Source organism: Arthrobacter sp. StoSoilB13 (assembly GCF_019977255.1).
Taxonomy (GTDB): domain Bacteria; phylum Actinomycetota; class Actinomycetes; order Actinomycetales; family Micrococcaceae; genus Arthrobacter.
This window is the reverse complement of the sequence record NZ_AP024648.1, coordinates 1,279,107-1,295,387: the sequence shown is the minus strand read 5'-3', so window position 1 is coordinate 1,295,387 and position 16,281 is coordinate 1,279,107. Positions and strand designations below refer to the sequence as shown.

The window sequence follows — 16,281 nt, the reverse complement described above, 5'->3', positions numbered from 1 at the left end:
TTGCTGTATGGGAGTGGCAGCCCGGCTAGGCCAGCGCCAATGCCTTGGACACAAGGTCCGGGTCCTGCCAATCAAGCCAGGCGATGCGGGGATCGGCCCGAAACCAGGTCAATTGCCGCCGGGCGAACTGCCGCGTGGCCACAATGGTTTCCTCAGCTGCCTCCGGGACACTGGCTTCGGCGTCGAGCACCCTGAGGAACTGCGCATATCCCAGGGCACGCGAGGCCGTCTTGCCGCGCCGCAGCCCAGCCGCATCAAGGCGTTCCACTTCCTGGAGCAACCCCGCATCCACCATCCGGTGTACGCGGAGCGCCAGCCTCTCCCGCAGAACCTCCCGTTCCACAGCCAGGCCAATCTGTATGGCCGGCTGGAAGTACTCGCGTTGCGGCATGAACGAGCTGAACGGCCGTCCCGTCATTTCGTAGACCTCCAAGGCCCTGATCACCCGCCGGGCATCCCCCAGACGCCCCGCCGAGATGGGATCCACCTTTTCAAGCCGGGCCCGCAACGGCGCCAGACCGAACGTTTCCCATTCGTCCTCAAGCCGTTTTCGCAAGACAGGGTCCGTGCCGGGAAACTCCAGAACATCCAGGGCGGCCCGCACATAGAGGCCAGAACCCCCCACCATGATGGCGCGCTTGCCGCGGGCGTGCACGTCACTAATGACGGCGCGGCATTCCGCCTGGAAGTCCGCCACGCTGGCTTCCTCCGTGACATCCTTTGTGTCCAGCAGATGGTGTGGCACACCCCTGCGCTCGTCCACAGTGATCTTGGCCGTCCCGATGTCCATGCCCCGATAGAACTGCAAGGCATCAGCGTTGATGACCTCACCATCGAGGGCAAGGGCCAGCTCGACGCCCAGGTCCGATTTACCGGAACCGGTGGGGCCGACGACTGCGATGACCGGCGGCGCGGCATGGGAGGGAGCCATTCGACCTCGAATAATGGGCGTCAGGCGCCGCGAACAGGCAGCGACGGCATGCCCAAAGACACGCCTTTCCTGTCCGACGCCGCACCCGCGCTCGGAACACCGCAGGAATCTGCCTGCGAACGATCCCAGGCGTCACCAGCCCTTGACCGGCGCAACATGTAATCGTCCAGGCCGGCAGGATCGGCAACCAGGTGGAATGCCGCTGCTTCGGTAATGGTCACGGTGACAAAGTCACCTGGGCGGGGGGTTTCCGCACCATCAGGTACCGAGAAGTGAACGAGTCGCTGATCCTTGGACCGGCCGGACAACCGGTGCGTTTCCTCTGCTTTGCGGCCCGACTGCGCTGTCACCAGAATCTCCACACGGCGACCCAGCTGCTTTGCGTTCTCCTCCGCGGCGATTCGGTCCTGAAGGGCGGTCAGCCTTTCGAAACGCTCCTGGACCACTGCTTTGGGAAGTTGCTCCGGGAGCTCGGCAGCAGGCGTACCAGGCCGTTTGGAGTACTGGAAGGTGAAGGCTGAGGCAAACCGCGATTTCTCGACGACGTCGAGCGTCGCTTGGAAATCCTCTTCGGTTTCTCCGGGGAAGCCAACAATGATGTCCGTAGTGATGGCCGCATTGGGAATCCGCTCACGCACCTTGTCCAGGATGCCAAGGAACTTGCTGGAACGGTACGAGCGCCTCATATCCTTGAGCACCTTGTCCGAGCCCGATTGCAGGGGCATGTGCAACTGCGGCATCACGTTGGGTGTCTCGGCCATCGCCTCAATGACGTCGTCCGTAAACGCTGCCGGATGCGGGCTGGTGAAGCGTACGCGTTCAAGGCCTTCGATCTCACCACAGGCACGCAGAAGCTTTGAGAAGGCCAGGCGGTCACCGAACTCAACCCCGTAGGAGTTCACGTTCTGGCCCAACAACGTAACTTCCACGGCGCCGTCGTCCACCAAGGCCTGAATTTCGGCCAGGATTTCCCCGGGACGCCGATCCTTCTCCTTGCCGCGGAGCGATGGCACGATGCAGAACGTGCAGGTGTTGTTGCAGCCCACTGAAATCGAAACCCAGCCGGAATAGACGGAGTCGCGCTTGGTGGGGAGGGTAGACGGGAAGACGTCCAGGGATTCCAGGATTTCGAGCTGGGCCTCGTTGTTGTGCCGCGCCCGCTTCAGCAGTGCCGGAAGTGCTCCTACATTGTGGGTGCCAAACACAGCGTCCACCCAAGGAGCCTTCTTGACGATGGTTTCCCGGTCCTTCTGGGCGAGGCAACCGCCGACGGCGATCTGCATGCCAGGGTTGGCTGCCTTGACCTGCCGAAGCTGGCCAAGGTTTCCATAGAGCTTGTTGTCGGCATTTTCCCGAACGGCGCACGTGTTGAACACCACGATGTCCGCAACCTCACCCTCCGCGGGCACGTAACCAGCATCCTCAAGGAGGCCGGCCATACGCTCGGAATCGTGGACGTTCATCTGGCAGCCGAAAGTACGGACCTGATACGTCCTCGGTTCAAACGGGGCAGATTCAGACGGCGCAGGTTCAAACGTGGCAGATTCCATCGGGGCACGGACATCCGTCACTTGGGCATCAGCATTGGTTGCCAATGCTACAGCCGAAGGCGTGGTTTCTGCTGAGGGGGAAGGAATGGTCAAACTCACTACTCAAGGGTATCGGCTTGGGCAAGTACCTCACCGACGATCCGGAAGGCCATCGAAGGGGCATAGCCCTTCCGGGCCAGCATGGATGCCAGCCTACGGGTGTACTTGTCACGTTCTGCACGATCGGAGAGATCCACGCCTGGCCTCAGTTTGCGCTCAACGAGCTCACGAGCGGCGATTTCCTCGTCTTCATCGCTGAGCTGTGAGAGTGCTTCCTCGGCATCATCGAGCTCGATACCCTTCTCCGTCAGCTCACGGCGAATGGCACCTTTGGCCAGTTTTCTGCTTTGGGAGCGGCTGCGCACCCACATTCTGGCAAACTCAGCGTCGTCAATGAGCTGGACTTCCTCGAAGCGGTCCAGCACAGCCTCAGCAACATCCGGAGGGACATTCCGCTCGGCCAGCTTGCGGGACAGCTGCAGCCGACTCCGTGGCGCCATCGTCAATTGCCGCAAGACGATGGCGCGGGCCACGGATTCGGGATCAGGCTCAGGATCGCCGGAGACGGAGGACTCCGGGTCCGGCCCGGTTCTAGCCGTCAACGGCCTTCAGCTTTGGGGAATCTGCCTCCGGCTTGACACCCACGCCAAGCTTTTCCTTGATGAGACGCTCAAGTTCCTGTGCCAGCTCCGGATTATCACGCAGGAAGCGCCGTGAATTCTCCATGCCTTGGCCCAGCTGATCGCCGTCGTAAGTGAACCACGAGCCGGACTTCTTGATGATGCCGTGCTCTACGCCCATGTCAATGATGCCTCCCTCGCGGGAGATGCCCTGGCCGTAGATGATGTCGAATTCAGCAATCTTGAAGGGCGGGGCCATCTTGTTCTTGACGATCTTGGCCTTGGTCCGGTTACCGACGGAGTCGGCACCTTCCTTCAGCGTCTGAATGCGACGGACGTCGATGCGCACTGAGGCGTAGAACTTCAGGGCCTTACCACCGGTGGTGGTTTCGGGCGATCCAAAGAAGACGCCGATCTTCTCACGCAACTGGTTGATGAAGATGGCGGTGGTCTTGGTCTGGCTCAGGCGACCAGTGATCTTTCGCAGGGCCTGGCTCATGAGCCTCGCCTGAAGGCCGACGTGGGAGTCGCCCATCTCGCCCTCAATTTCAGCACGTGGGACCAAGGCAGCCACGGAGTCAATGACGATAATGTCCAGGGAGCCGGAGCCCACGAGCATGTCCATGATTTCCAGGGGCCTGCTCACCAGTGTCCGGCTGCGACACGAGGAGTGCGTCCGTGTCCACCCCAAGTTTGGCGGCGTAATCGGGGTCAAGGGCGTGCTCGGCGTCGATGAAGGCCGCGATGCCACCGTTACGTTGCGCGTTGGCTACAGCGTGCAGCGCCACTGTGGTCTTACCAGAGGATTCCGGGCCGTAGATCTCCACGACGCGGCCACGGGGCAGGCCGCCAATGCCAAGGGCGACATCCAGTGCGATGGATCCAGTAGGAATGACTTCGATCGGGGCGCGGGTGTCATCACCCAAGCGCATGATGGAGCCTTTGCCGAACTGCTTGTCGATCTGGGCAAGCGCTGCTTCGAGCGCCTTTTCACGATCCGGGGTTGCCGCCATGGTTCACACCTCTGATGCTTTCTCGCTGTGGAGTGGCCTGAATGGCCGCTTTCCTGTCATCTCAGACGCTATTACGGCTCCCTGACATTTTTTGAAGCCGATGTGGGCTATGTGGATAACCAACCCTCGGATTGCCTGTGGAATGCGTCCTTCGGGAACAATTTTCCTCTCACAGGAGCATATCCCTATCCGAACAGATATTCGAACAACGCGCGCGGGCGTGTCACCACCAGAGGGCTGGAAGTCCCCCGGCAAACATGGCCGGAGACTTCAGTTGGCCGCAGGCTTGATATCCCTGCCGAGCCTGCGCTCCAAAGGGACATCCTGGACTTCGCATATCGCCAGCCAGACTTCCCGCGGCTGGTAGCCGGCAGCCAGCGCCTCTACGGCAGTCCGCCCTCCCACCCCGGCCAGCACCAGGGAATTGGCCAGGACGCGGGAATAGCCTGCCCCAAATTCATCGTCCATTAATCGCCAAAAGTCACTTGCCCTCACGGATAGAGTCTCTCACGACGCCGGACTCTAGAATGGTTGCCATGAGCAATCCTCTCCAGAGCACGCCCCCCGAGGCCGTGCCAGGCGAAACCATAGACGACGCCCTTCAGCAGGTGGAACACCAGCTGAGCCTGCTCTGGCGCCGTGCCCGTTCCATATCGCATCAGTTGTCCCGCCAGGTCCATCCCGACATGGAGCCTGCCGCGTACGGACTGCTGACGATCATTCGCCGCGAAGGCCCCATCCGCCTGACGGACCTTGCCTCGTGCATCGGAGTGGGCAAGCCCTCAGTGAGCCGCCAGATCGCATTTCTGGAAAGTATCGGCTTGGTTTACAAGGAGGCAGATCCGCAGGACGGACGCGCCCAGTCCATTCGCCTGACGGAAAAAGGCGAAGAGAAGATGCACCAGGTCCAGGACGCCCGCCGGCAGGTGTTCCGTGAGCGACTCGGTGAGTGGCCGCTGGAGGATGTCCAAACCCTGGCCGACTACATGGGCCGGCTCAACGCCGTCTACGGTGAAAGCATCATCAGGGACGCCACCCTGAAGGAGACCGGGTCCGGGGAGACCGCCAATCCCACGGAGGACTAACGCACCTCCAAACGCGGCTTTAGGCCGCGCAGCAGCACATGCGAAATGTCGCCGGACGCGAAAGGTCCCCAGCCGTAGGCTGGGGACCTTTCGTGCTAATTCCTGATGTGGGTGTGACCGTTACCGGGCTCCGGAGAGCATGCCCTGCGGGAAGTCGTCGGTCAGGTCAAGATCGCGACCGTAACGCTGGGAGAATTCCTGCGGAACGGTGTCCGGAACAGCTACGCCCTCCGCAACAGCCACGCGGTCACTGACTTCGCGGAGCATGCTGGACAACGGAACGTCCAGGGCGGTGCAGATAGAGGACAGGAGCTCGGAAGAAGCCTCCTTTTGGCCGCGTTCAACCTCACTCAGGTATCCAAGTGAGACACGGGCGCTGTGCGAGACCTCGCGGAGGGTACGGCCCTGACGCTGGCGGACATCGCGCAGTACATCACCGATTTCGTGGCGTAGTACAACCATTTTGCGCTCCTTCTGTTCGCTCTGTGCCTGCTTAGCCAAGCCCACATCCTTCCAGCGGACAACGCCGTTTACGGATACGGGCTGCTTTACCATCTGTATCGCCTTGCTCCCTCGTTCATCCGGTTCGCTGGCTGGCGGACCGGTGTGGTTTTCTACATCCTAGGCGCCCCGGCTGTTCCGAAGCGACACAATGACACAACTATTGGCAATGAGTTTTTGTTCCCGGCTACTTTACGAACGGTAACCAACCCCTTCCAGCGCATCAAGCAGGCGCGCCAGCGCAGCTTCACAGGCTTGTTGCCTGATACTCTGCCTGTCCCCCGAAAAGCTGAATTCAAACGACCCCGTGCCGGTACCCGTAGCGACGCCAACAAAAACAGTTCCCACTGGTTTGCCGTCATGGGGCTCCGGACCGGCCACGCCGGTGGTGGATATTCCGACGTCGGCCATGCAGGCCCCGCCTGGCGCCCTCGGCCATCGCCTCAGCTACTGCGCCGTCCACTGAACCAACCGCGTCAAGCAGTTCCGTTGAAACACCGAGGACGGAGGCCTTCACGGAGTTCTGATAGGCAACCACACCGCCCTGCAACATTCCGGATGCACCGGGAGTGTTGGCCAGGCTTGCCGCCACCATTCCGGCTGTCAGCGACTCCGCCGTCGCCACGGTCAGGCTCTTTCCCAGCGACAGGGCCACTGCCGCCGTCGCCAGCGCTGCCGCTTCGGCAGCGTCTCCGGGGTGACTCATGCTCCGCGGCCAGCGGCACGAAGCCGGAGCGCCTGGACGACGTATTCCGCTCCGGTCCATAGCGTGATGGCAAGGGCGGCCATCATGACCCAGAAGGCCACAATGACCAACCACGGTGCGATCGCCTCAAGCGGCAGGATGTACAGGAAGATGGCCACTGTCTGGATGACTGTTTTCAGCTTTCCGCCGCGTGAGGCCGGCATGACGCCGTAGCGGATCACAAAGAACCTCAGTGCCGTGATGCCCCACTCGCGGACCAGGATGAGGATAGTCACCCACCAGGGCAGTTCCCCGAGGATGGACAAGAGCACCAGCGCTGAACCGATGAGCAGTTTGTCCGCAATGGGGTCCGCGATCTTGCCGAAGTTGGTGATAAGGCCACGCGCGCGGGCGATATCGCCGTCGAGCTTGTCGGTATAGATCGCTACGGCGAAGGCCACGACTGCCGCCCACCGCCAAATACCTTGATGGCTGTCATCTGCCACGAGGAACCAAACGAAAAACGGAACCAGGACGATGCGGAGCATCGTGAGGATATTGGGAAGGTTCCAGACGTCGGAGCTGCTGGAAGAGGCGTTGTCACCTTCGGCTGTAGTCACCCCTCTAGGCTACCGTCCGGTGAGCGACCAGGCGTCCTCGCCATCCTCGTCATCGTCATCGGAGCCGTCGGCGCTGTCGAAATATTCAACAGCCTGGGTCCGGTTGTCCAGATCCGCTGCCACCAGGTCCTCGGCATAACCGCCGACGGCGATGTTGGAGTTCGCGTTATCGCTCAGGGCCGCAGTGTGGGCGTCAGGCGCAGCCGGGGATTCCTGTCCCTTCATGGCAGCAAGCACGGCAGCGAGGTCATCCGGCTTGACCAGGACATCACGGGCCTTGGACCCCTCGGAGGGACCCACGACGCCGCGGGACTCCAGGAGGTCCATAAGGCGTCCGGCCTTGGCAAAACCGACACGAAGCTTGCGCTGCAACATGGAGGTGGAACCGAACTGGGTGGTGACCACCAATTCGGTGGCCTGGAGCAGCACCTCGAGGTCGTCTCCGATGTCGTCGTCGATCTGTTTCTTGGGAGCCTCGGCGGCGACGTCGTCGCGGTACACGGCCTGCAACTGGCCTTTGACGTGTTCCACAACTTTATGGATTTCGGATTCCGTCACCCAGGCACCCTGCACACGCATGGCCTTGGAAGCGCCCATCGGCAAGAAGAGCGCATCACCCTGGCCAATAAGTTTTTCGGCGCCCGGCTGGTCCAGCACCACTCGGGAGTCCGTAACGGACGAGGTGGCGAACGCCATGCGGGAGGGCACGTTGGCTTTGATGAGGCCCGTAACAACGTCCACGGAAGGTCGCTGCGTAGCCAGCACCAGGTGGATGCCCGCGGCACGGGCCAGCTGGGTGATGCGGACGATCGAATCTTCGACGTCGCGAGGCGCCACCATCATGAGGTCCGCGAGCTCGTCCACGATGACCAGCAAATACGGGTAGGGCTTGATGACACGCTTGGAGTCAACCGGCGGAGTGACCTTTCCTGCCCTGACCGCCTTGTTGAAGTCGTCGATGTGCTTGTAACCGTAGTTGGCGAGATCGTCATAGCGGGCGTCCATCTCGCGAACCACCCATTGCAGGGCTTCGGCAGCCTTCTTGGGATTGGTGATGATGGGTGTGATCAGGTGTGGAACGCCTTCATAGGCAGTCAGTTCAACGCGCTTTGGGTCCACCATGACCATGCGGACTTCGTCAGGCGTAGCGCGCATCAGGATCGAGGTGATCATGGAGTTCACGAAGCTTGATTTACCAGCACCTGTAGCACCGGCCACCAGGAGGTGGGGCATCTTGGCAAGGTTGGCCACTACATAACCACCCTCGACGTCCTTGCCGACACCCATGACCATGGGGTGGTCGGTCCGGCGTGCGTTCTGGCTGCGCAGCACATCACCCAGGGAGACCGTTTCGCGGTCCGTGTTCGGAATCTCGATGCCGATTGCGGACTTGCCGGGAATGGGGCTCAGGATGCGTACGTCGCTGGATGCCACCGCGTAGGAGATGTTCTTCGAGAGCGCCGTTACGCGCTCCACCTTGGTGCCGGGAGACAGCTCGATTTCATAGCGCGTCACTGTGGGGCCGCGACTGAAGCCGGTCACGGCGGCATCGACATTGAACTGCGTCAACGTGTCCGTCAGGGCGGCCACGACGGCGTCATTGGCCTCGGTGCGCTCCTTCGGAATGGAACCTGGAGTAAGGAAGTCCGAAGCCGGCAGGGTATACGTGACGTCCCCTGCCAGGGACAGTTGCTCCGTGCGCTGGGGAATCGGCGTGGGCGGCGGAGGCGGCGTTGCCGGCCTGGCCGGAACCTGCGCCACGGTGGGTGCGGTCATCTCCGGGGTGAGGACAGGAATGGCCTCGGTGGGGTTGTCGATGCCGGGAGCAGCACCCAGGCCCTGGGCAGCCTTGATCTTACCCACGGCTATCTCGGCCTGGGTGGGGCGGCGTACGCCCGGCGGAACGCGGGGTGCAGACGGTTGGGGAGTTTCGTCGTCGTCGACTATTGCGTGCTCAAAGGCCTCGTCACCGACGTAGCCTTCCAAACCGGCATCGGTGTCCTCATCCTTGCCGAAGAGACGCATTCGCTTCTTCTTCTTGGGCTGTGCAACAGCCCCGTTTTCATAGAGGTAACTGCGATCATGGGCATCTTTGCCGGACTCGGCGTCCATGAGGTCCACGCCCATGAGGTGCTCGTAGGCAGAGCGGATCCTGGAGGGGATCGCCCCGAACGGCGTGGCCGTGACGATCAGCACCGATACGAAGGCCAACAGGCTGTAGACGATCACCGGGACAATGGCATGGATGGCAGCCAGCGGAGACGCTGCAAGGAAGCCCAGCATTCCACCCGCCCTGCGCAGACCATCAAAGCCATCAGCCACGGTGGGCTGGCCACCAATAATGTGGGCCAAGCCGGAGCCGGCAAAAGTCATGATCATGAAGCCGATGCCAACGCGGTTGTTGCCGCGGCCATCCTGCGGTTTGCGGAAGAGGCGGAAAGAGCAGATGAAAAGCATGAAAGGCAAAACAAGCGACATCCAGCCGAACGTGCCGTTGACCACGCTGTAGACGGCGTCAGGCAGCCATCCTGTCAGACCCCACCAGGCGAACGTTGCAATGCCGATTCCCAGCACCAGGTTGAACAGGGCTGCGCCGTCGCGGCGATCGGCGGGATCGAGGTCGCTAACGTCGTACCCGATCCGGCGGACTCCTGCGCCCACAACGTGGCCAATACCCTGCCAGGCGCCTGCGAGCATGCGCAACGGCAGCGGCGCGTGGGGCTCGACGGCGGCCGGCTGCTTGGAGCGTGCACTGCTGCCCCGGCCGTTCCTGGACGTGGCTGCACTGCTTTTGGATGCAGCTGCGCCCCGGCCCTGTGCCGCCGGATTTACTGCTGGAGCTGCCTCGTGGCGTGGAGGAAGTACGGGTCGCCATGGTTGCCACGCTACCCCAAGGGGGCCCGAAATCCGCGGATTTCAGGCCCCCTGGGATGCATGTTGCCGGTGGACTACGCTTCCAGGACCACCGGAATGATCATGGGACGGCGACGAAGCTTCCGGTTCACCCACGTTCCGATGATCCTGCGCACGACCTGCTGCAGCTGGTGGTTGGTGTGGTCTGCGTGGTTGAGCACGGCTTCTTCCAACGCAGCGTTGATCTTGGGGATGATTTCGTCGAAGACGGCGTCGTCCTCCGCCACACCGCGTGCATGGATCTCCGGTCCGGAGACGATCTTGCCGGTGGTCCGGTTAATGACCGTGATGATGGAGATGAAGCCTTCGTCGCCCAGGATACGGCGGTCCTTCAGATCCGCATCGGTGATTTCACCAACGCTGGAACCGTCCACATAGACGAAGCCGACCTCTACCTGGCCAACGATGTTGGCTTTGTGGTCCTTCAGGTCAATGACAGTGCCGTTATCGCTGAGGATGATGCCTTCGGAAGGCACGCCGGACTCTTCGGCAATATTTCCGTTGGCAATCAGGTGCCGGGTTTCACCGTGGACAGGCATGGCGTTGAGGGGCTCAAGGATGTTGTAGCAGTACAACAATTCGCCGGCAGCTGCGTGCCCGGACACGTGAACCTTGGCCGTCCCCTTGTGGATGACATCGGCACCGAGCTTCAACAATCCGTTGATGATGCGGAACACGGCATTCTCGTTGCCTGGAATAAGGCTCGAGGCCAGGATCACGGTGTCGCCCTGGCCAACAACCACACGGTGGTCCCCGTTTGCCATGCGTGAGAGTGCTGCCATGGGCTCGCCCTGGGAACCGGTGGACATCAGGACCACCCGGTCATCGGGGAGATTGTCAATGTTCTTGATGTCCACCAGGATCCCGTTGGGCACGTCAAGGTACCCCAGTTTGGCTGCGATAGCCATGTTCCGGACCATGGAACGGCCGACGAACGCAACGTTGCGGCCGTGCTTGGCTGCGGCGTCGAGGACCTGCTGGACGCGGTGAACGTGGGATGAGAAGGAAGCCACGATGATGCGCTTCTTCGCCTGCCCGAACAAGCGGTCAAGGGTGGGGCCGATTTCCTTCTCGGCGGTGGTGAACCCGGGAACGTCGGCATTGGTGGAGTCCGCCATGAAGAGGTCCACTCCTTCTTCGCCCAGGCGGGCGAAGTGGCGGAGGTCCGTGATGCGGCCGTCCAAAGGCAGTTGATCCATCTTGAAGTCGCCCGTATGCAGGACAGTGCCGCCCGCTGTGCGAATGAAGACGGCCAACGCGTCCGGGATCGAGTGGTTCACTGCGATGAATTCGCATTCGAACGGGCCGAACTGCTCCACCTGGCCCTCGCTGACGGTCAGCGTGTACGGCTTGATCCGATGCTCCTGCAGCTTCGCCTCCACCAAGGCCAGCGTCAACTGGGAGCCGATCAACGGGATGTCAGCTTTGAGGCGCAGCAGATACGGAACAGCACCGATGTGGTCTTCGTGGCCATGCGTGAGCACCACCCCAACAACATCCTGCAGCCGGTCCTCGATGTAAGAGAAGTCGGGAAGGATCAAATCAACGCCGGGCTGCGTTTCCTCGGGGAAAAGTACGCCGCAGTCAACGATCAGCAACTTGCCGTCGATTTCGAAGACCGCCATGTTGCGGCCTATCTCCCCCAGTCCACCTAGCGGAACAATCCGCAGTGTGCCTTGCGGCAGTTTCGGCGGAGTAACCAGTCCAGGAAGGGCTGTTTGGGTCATATTGTGCTTCTTTCCGGCGGTGCCGTCCTAGACGTTGAAGTCCATTCCGGCTTCCGCCAAATCCCCGCGGATGGTTTTGATCTCGGCCTCGTCCGGCTCCACGAGGGGCAAACGGACAACCGAGTTGGGCAGGACTCCCTGCCACTTGAGAATCTGCTTGGCGGCTACAGCGCCTTGGACCCGCGTCATGGTTGCGCGCACCACGGGTTCCAGTTCAAAGTTGATGGCCCGCGCCGTGGCAAGGTCATTGGCATTGACAGCGTCAATGAGTTCGCGGAATCGGCGGGTAGCCACGTGCGTGGTCACGCCCACGAGGGCCTGCTGCCCCCAGCGCCATCCACTGCAGCGTGAGGCCGTCGTCGCCTGAGTAAAAGACCAAATCAGTCTCGGCCATGACGCGGGTGGCTGCGGCGAAGTCCGCCTTGGCGTCCTTGACGGCCACGATGTTCGGGTGCTTGGCAAGCCCGATCATGGTCTCGGGCGCGATGGCAATGGACGAGCGGCCGGGGATGTCATAGAGCATGACCGGCAGGTCCGTAGAGGACGCAATGGTCTCGAAGTGGGCGCGAACGCCGGCCTGGCTGGGCTTGTTGTAGTAAGGAGTGACGATCAGAAGGCCGTCGATGCCAATCTGGGCCGCGCGCTGGGACAGATGCACGGAGTGCGCGGTGTCGTTGGTGCCGGTTCCGGCAATGATGGCAGCTTTGCCCCCCACGGCTTCCTTGACCGCACGGAACATGCCGAGGTTTTCTTCGTCAGTAAGGGTTGAGGTCTCTCCAGTGGTACCGGTGACCACGAGTCCGTCGCAACCATCCTGGACCAGCTTCTCCGCCAACGCCGCGGCTTGGTCGTAGTCGACCTTGCCATCCTCGGTGAACGGGGTGACCATGGCGGTCAGCAGGGTACCAAGTGCGGGAATGTGGGCGCGGGAGTCAGACATAAGAAAAACGTTACCCTGTCACAGCCATGTTCCGGGAATGGGTTCCGCGTGATGGTCGTCATCGGCCCTGCTGACTATGCGGGCTTGGGCGTCCTCGCAGTGCCCTCAGAGCAATATTGCGCCACCGCTTTTTCCTTCAATTGTTCCGCCCAGGCAACCAAACGCTGGGACGCGCGAACGTAGTCGAAGAGTTCCCTTGGCGTGAGGGCCTCAAGGTCCGTTTCAGCCAGGCGACGTGCAAGCTCAGCACCTGGCGCCTGCTCGGCAAGGACCGTTCCCTCGCTGCGCCACTGGACATCTTCCGGCGGTTCACCTGCCACGAGTTGCCTGAAAAGGAAGTCGACAACACCTGGACTCATCGCCCTCATGGGTCCCTGGAGGCCTTCCGGAGGCTTTGGAGCATCGTTCATGAAGGCCATGTTATTCGAACATATATTCGAAGACAAGGCCTGTGGCCCGGCAGCGTGTGTCCTTCATACTGGTTCCATGCGGGTGACGACTGTGTTGGTGGAGGGCGAAAGTGACCGGCTTGCGGTGGAGACACTGGCCGTTCGCCTTGGCCATGACCTGAAGGCTGAGCGCGTCACTGTGGTGCCGATGGGAGGCGCGACCAACATCGTTCGCTTCCTTGACCGCTACGGCCCGAAAGGCACGGACCACCGGTTACTCGGACTTTGCGATGCAGGCGAAGCACAGGGCATCGCCCGCGCACTCAGCCGGGCAGGCCTTGGTTCCGGCTCCTTGTCCGGGAGCGGCTTCCACGTTTGCCAAGCGGATCTGGAGGACGAACTCATCCGCTGCCTTGGCGTCGATGCCGTGCTCAACGTCATTGCGGCCCAAGGTGAGCTTGCCTCGTTCCGGCTCCTCCAACGCCAGCCCTCACAGCGCGGCAAGCCGGCACCGGCACAGCTGCGCCGTTTCTTCGGGGGACGCAGCGGCAACAAAATCCGGTACGCCTCCCTGCTCGTCGACGCACTGCCGGCGGGACAGGCACCCCCACCGCTCGCCCGTCTCGTGGAATCATTTCCGCAATGAGCCATCTGCTGCCACGATGCTTCCAGCCCGCTTCACAGCAGGGCCACAGTCCCTTGTGAGACGATCGCAGCATGACTTCGCAAGAGACGGCGCCAGCCCGGAAGGTGCCCAGGGGACGCAAAGTCTCCACCCGCCTTACGGGCATAGATGCCGCCCGCGGCCTGGCCTTGCTCGGAATGATGGCCACCCATCTGATGCCGACGTTCGGCCCCTCGCCCCAGTGGGAACCCACGTGGGTCGGACTGGTTTTCTCGGGCAGGTCCGCTGCGCTTTTCGCAGTCCTCGCCGGAATCGGGTTGGCACTCACCACCGGAAAGCAGGAGCCGCGCCAGGGCCTTGACCTCTGGGCGGCGAGAAGCGGTGTCGCGATGCGCGCCTTGGTGATTGCCGTCGTCGGGCTGACGCTTGGGGGTCTGGACGTCAACGTCGCGGTCATCCTGGTGCACTATGCCGTCTTGTTCCTGTGCATCCTGCCGTTTCTGGGATTGCGACTGAAAGCACTCTGCTTGTGGGCGCTCGGCTGGGTACTGGTCTCACCCCTGATCGCCTACCTCGTCCGGCCCTGGCTGCTCGACGCCAACCCTCCCCTGCAGTTGGGGCACAACCCAAACAGCGAGGACCTTGAGACACCGGGACGCTTGGTCGCCGACTTGTTCTTCACGGGCTACTACCCGGTGTTCCAATGGATCGCCTATTTGCTGATCGGACTGGCGATCGGCCGTTTGGCGCTCACGACGGCGAACGTCCAGTTGCTGCTGTTCACCTGCGGATTCGCGGTGGCCGCTTTGGCGAAAATCGTAGGAACCCTGGCCATGGAGGTATGGGGCGGCCGCGCCGCACTGGAAGCACTGCCGGGAACACGGGGATACCCGCTGGAGAGCATGCTCCAAGTGAACCTGACAGGCTTGCAGCAGGTGGACTCGTGGTGGTGGCTGGCAAGCGCGGCACCGCATGCCGGCACCACCCTGGATCTGCTTCACACCGGTGGCGTGGCTGCCGCCGTCGTCGGCTTGTTCCTGATGCTGGGCACCCTTGCCCAACGCATCAAGGTCAACTTCCTCATACTCCTCAGCGGTCCGGGCGCCATGACCCTCACGCTGTATTCACTCCATGTCTGGGTGGTATCCGGTTTCCACAACAAGCCACTGCCAGCGGGGTGGACCGACGAAGGAATGTATTGGACGCAGGCCCTGGCCGCTGTAGGCATCGGCATCTGCTTTGCCCTCCTGCGCTGGCGCGGACCGCTGGAGTGGCTGGCCCACCAGGCGTCGCGCCTGGGCAGTTACCGCCCGGCCACCGTGGGCTGAGAGCGGAAGAGCTTCACGGCGTCGCGCATTGAAGCGCGGGCACGTTTGCGATCGCCGGAGGCGTCGTAGGCGCAGCTCAGCCGGAACCAGGAACGCCAATCCCCGGGTGCTGCCTCGGCCTCAGCACGATACTTTTCGAACTCGGCATCAGCGGCAGCCCGGACAATCCGGCCACCGGGCGTGCGCGGCAAGGTGTCCACAGGAAGGCCTCCCTCGGCCTCCAGGACCTTGGCCATCTGTTCGGTCCGCGCCCCAAACAAGAGCTCACGAATGAGCGCCCAAGCGCCAATCACAGGCAAAACGAGGTAAGCCGCGCCGATACCTTTTGCCACCGGATTGGGATCACCAAGCAACAGGATGGAACGCTGGAGGGACACCACCAGATACAACACCAAGAGCAGGGTGATGGCACCAACCCAGATTTTGGTGCGGTTTTTCTTCACAGACTCCCAAAAAGTTCCCATGATCCTAAAGCCCCAGGTCCAGGTAGCCATCCAGGCCCACGGTCAAACCTGGGTGCTCCGCAACTTTGCGAAGCCCGAGCAGCACACCTGGCATGAACGAGGCACGATCGAAGGAGTCATGGCGCAGCGTCAGCTGTTCACCAGGCCCGCCGAACAGCACTTCCTGATGCGCCACCAGCCCGCGGAGCCGCACGCTGTGGACACGCACACCTTCCACATCGCAGCCCCGGGCGCCGTCCAAGGACGTTTCCGTGGCGTCAGGACTTGCCGGCACACCCGCTTCCTGCCTGGCCTGGGCAATCAGCTGTGCAGTACGCACGGCCGTACCTGAAGGAGCGTCAACCTTGTTCGGGTGATGCAGTTCAATGATCTCCACGGACTCGAAGTACTGCGACGCCTTCGCCGCAAACGCCGACGCCAGCACGGAACCCAAAGCAAAGTTCGGGGCGATCAGAACGCCTGTTTCCGGCTTCTGCTCCAAAAGCGTCCGCAACGACCCAAGGCGCTGCCCATCCCAACCGGTGGTCCCGACCACTGCATGAATGCCATGTTCAACCGCGAAACGGACGTTGGCCTCGGTAGTGTCCGGAACAGTCAGGTCCACAACATACTTGGCACCTGCATCGAGCAGCGTCTGCAGGGAATCGCCGCGACCGAGAGCCGCTACCAGCTTCATATCGTCGGCTGCTTCAACAGCCTTCACGGCTTCAATTCCCATGCGCCCGTAGGCGCCCAGCACTGCAACAGCAAGTTGTTCGGTCATGCCTTTAACCCTACCGCCGGGCCGGGGTACGGCAGGAACCGTGACTTCGCAGCCACTCCCCCGGGCCGTTCCCCCTACTCCCCGGGCC

Annotated in this window: 13 protein-coding genes and 4 pseudogenes; 3 read left to right on the top strand and 14 right to left on the bottom strand. The window is 62.1% G+C overall.

Translation table 11 applies throughout. The features are described 5' to 3' along the window. Window positions 1–25: 25 nt before the first annotated feature. The 5 genes and pseudogenes from miaA to LDP01_RS18195 all read right to left on the bottom strand — a co-directional run bounded on the left by miaA (window position 26) and on the right by LDP01_RS18195 (window position 4,648). Window positions 26–931 carry a tRNA (adenosine(37)-N6)-dimethylallyltransferase MiaA gene (miaA, locus tag LDP01_RS18215; protein ID WP_224092353.1) on the bottom strand — a complete coding sequence of 302 codons (906 nt, stop codon included), beginning with the start codon at window positions 929–931 and terminating at the stop codon, window positions 26–28. A gap of 20 nt (window positions 932–951) precedes the next feature. Then, complete coding sequence (miaB, locus tag LDP01_RS18210; protein ID WP_224093931.1) at window positions 952–2,481, bottom strand: tRNA (N6-isopentenyl adenosine(37)-C2)-methylthiotransferase MiaB; 1,530 nt, start codon at window positions 2,479–2,481, stop codon at window positions 952–954. Between the two features lie 98 nt (window positions 2,482–2,579). Next, entirely contained in the window at window positions 2,580–3,122 is a 543-nt protein-coding gene (locus LDP01_RS18205) for a regulatory protein RecX (protein WP_224092352.1), read from the bottom strand. After that, window positions 3,112–4,153: pseudogene (recA, locus tag LDP01_RS18200) on the bottom strand (recombinase RecA). The gene LDP01_RS18205 and the pseudogene recA overlap by 11 nt, the downstream one beginning before the upstream one ends. A gap of 270 nt (window positions 4,154–4,423) precedes the next feature. Further along, window positions 4,424–4,648 carry a DUF3046 domain-containing protein gene (locus LDP01_RS18195; protein ID WP_224092350.1) on the bottom strand — a complete coding sequence of 75 codons (225 nt, stop codon included), beginning with the start codon at window positions 4,646–4,648 and terminating at the stop codon, window positions 4,424–4,426. A 41-nt stretch (window positions 4,649–4,689) separates the two neighbouring features. On the opposite strand from LDP01_RS18195, the gene LDP01_RS18190 reads away from it, so the two are divergent. Next, window positions 4,690–5,238, top strand: coding sequence for a MarR family winged helix-turn-helix transcriptional regulator (locus LDP01_RS18190; protein ID WP_224092348.1), 549 nt, complete (start codon window positions 4,690–4,692; stop codon window positions 5,236–5,238). A gap of 120 nt (window positions 5,239–5,358) precedes the next feature. On the opposite strand, the gene LDP01_RS18185 is transcribed toward LDP01_RS18190, so the two are convergent. From LDP01_RS18185 to LDP01_RS18155, 7 genes and pseudogenes are all read right to left on the bottom strand, one after another. Next, window positions 5,359–5,793, bottom strand: a complete 435-nt coding sequence (locus tag LDP01_RS18185) for a helix-turn-helix domain-containing protein (protein ID WP_216925260.1) — start codon at window positions 5,791–5,793, stop codon at window positions 5,359–5,361. A 138-nt stretch (window positions 5,794–5,931) separates the two neighbouring features. Next, window positions 5,932–6,445 (bottom strand): annotated as a pseudogene (locus LDP01_RS18180) (CinA family protein). After that, window positions 6,442–7,044, bottom strand: a complete 603-nt coding sequence (gene pgsA / locus LDP01_RS18175) for a CDP-diacylglycerol--glycerol-3-phosphate 3-phosphatidyltransferase (RefSeq protein ID WP_224092346.1) — start codon at window positions 7,042–7,044, stop codon at window positions 6,442–6,444. Before pgsA ends, LDP01_RS18180 begins: the two are co-directional and overlap by 4 nt. A 9-nt stretch (window positions 7,045–7,053) precedes the next feature. Then, window positions 7,054–9,919 (bottom strand): annotated as a pseudogene (locus tag LDP01_RS18170) (DNA translocase FtsK). A 73-nt stretch (window positions 9,920–9,992) separates the two neighbouring features. Next, window positions 9,993–11,684, bottom strand: coding sequence for a ribonuclease J (locus tag LDP01_RS18165; protein ID WP_224092342.1), 1,692 nt, complete (start codon window positions 11,682–11,684; stop codon window positions 9,993–9,995). Window positions 11,685–11,711: 27 nt separating this feature from the next. Next, window positions 11,712–12,624 (bottom strand): annotated as a pseudogene (gene dapA / locus LDP01_RS18160) (4-hydroxy-tetrahydrodipicolinate synthase). Window positions 12,625–12,698: 74 nt separating this feature from the next. Beyond that, complete coding sequence (locus tag LDP01_RS18155; protein WP_224092341.1) at window positions 12,699–13,034, bottom strand: hypothetical protein; 336 nt, start codon at window positions 13,032–13,034, stop codon at window positions 12,699–12,701. Window positions 13,035–13,110: 76 nt separating this feature from the next. Here LDP01_RS18155 and LDP01_RS18150 point away from each other — a divergent pair, with 76 nt between their 5' ends. Continuing rightward, window positions 13,111–13,659 (top strand): TOPRIM nucleotidyl transferase/hydrolase domain-containing protein, encoded by a 549-nt coding sequence (locus tag LDP01_RS18150; RefSeq protein WP_224092340.1) that lies wholly within the window; start codon window positions 13,111–13,113, stop codon window positions 13,657–13,659. 71 nt (window positions 13,660–13,730) lie between these two features. Next, the gene (locus tag LDP01_RS18145; RefSeq protein WP_224092338.1) at window positions 13,731–14,966 is read left to right on the top strand and encodes a heparan-alpha-glucosaminide N-acetyltransferase domain-containing protein; all 1,236 of its coding nucleotides are present in this window, start codon (window positions 13,731–13,733) and stop codon (window positions 14,964–14,966) included. On the opposite strand, the gene LDP01_RS18140 is transcribed toward LDP01_RS18145, so the two are convergent. After that, a complete protein-coding gene (locus LDP01_RS18140) occupies window positions 14,942–15,430 on the bottom strand; it encodes a hypothetical protein (protein ID WP_224092337.1) in 489 nt (162 codons plus the stop codon). The genes LDP01_RS18145 and LDP01_RS18140 overlap by 25 nt on opposite strands. Window positions 15,431–15,434: 4 nt before the next feature. Beyond that, complete coding sequence (gene dapB, locus LDP01_RS18135) at window positions 15,435–16,193, bottom strand: 4-hydroxy-tetrahydrodipicolinate reductase (RefSeq protein ID WP_224092335.1); 759 nt, start codon at window positions 16,191–16,193, stop codon at window positions 15,435–15,437. Window positions 16,194–16,281: the final 88 nt, after the last annotated feature.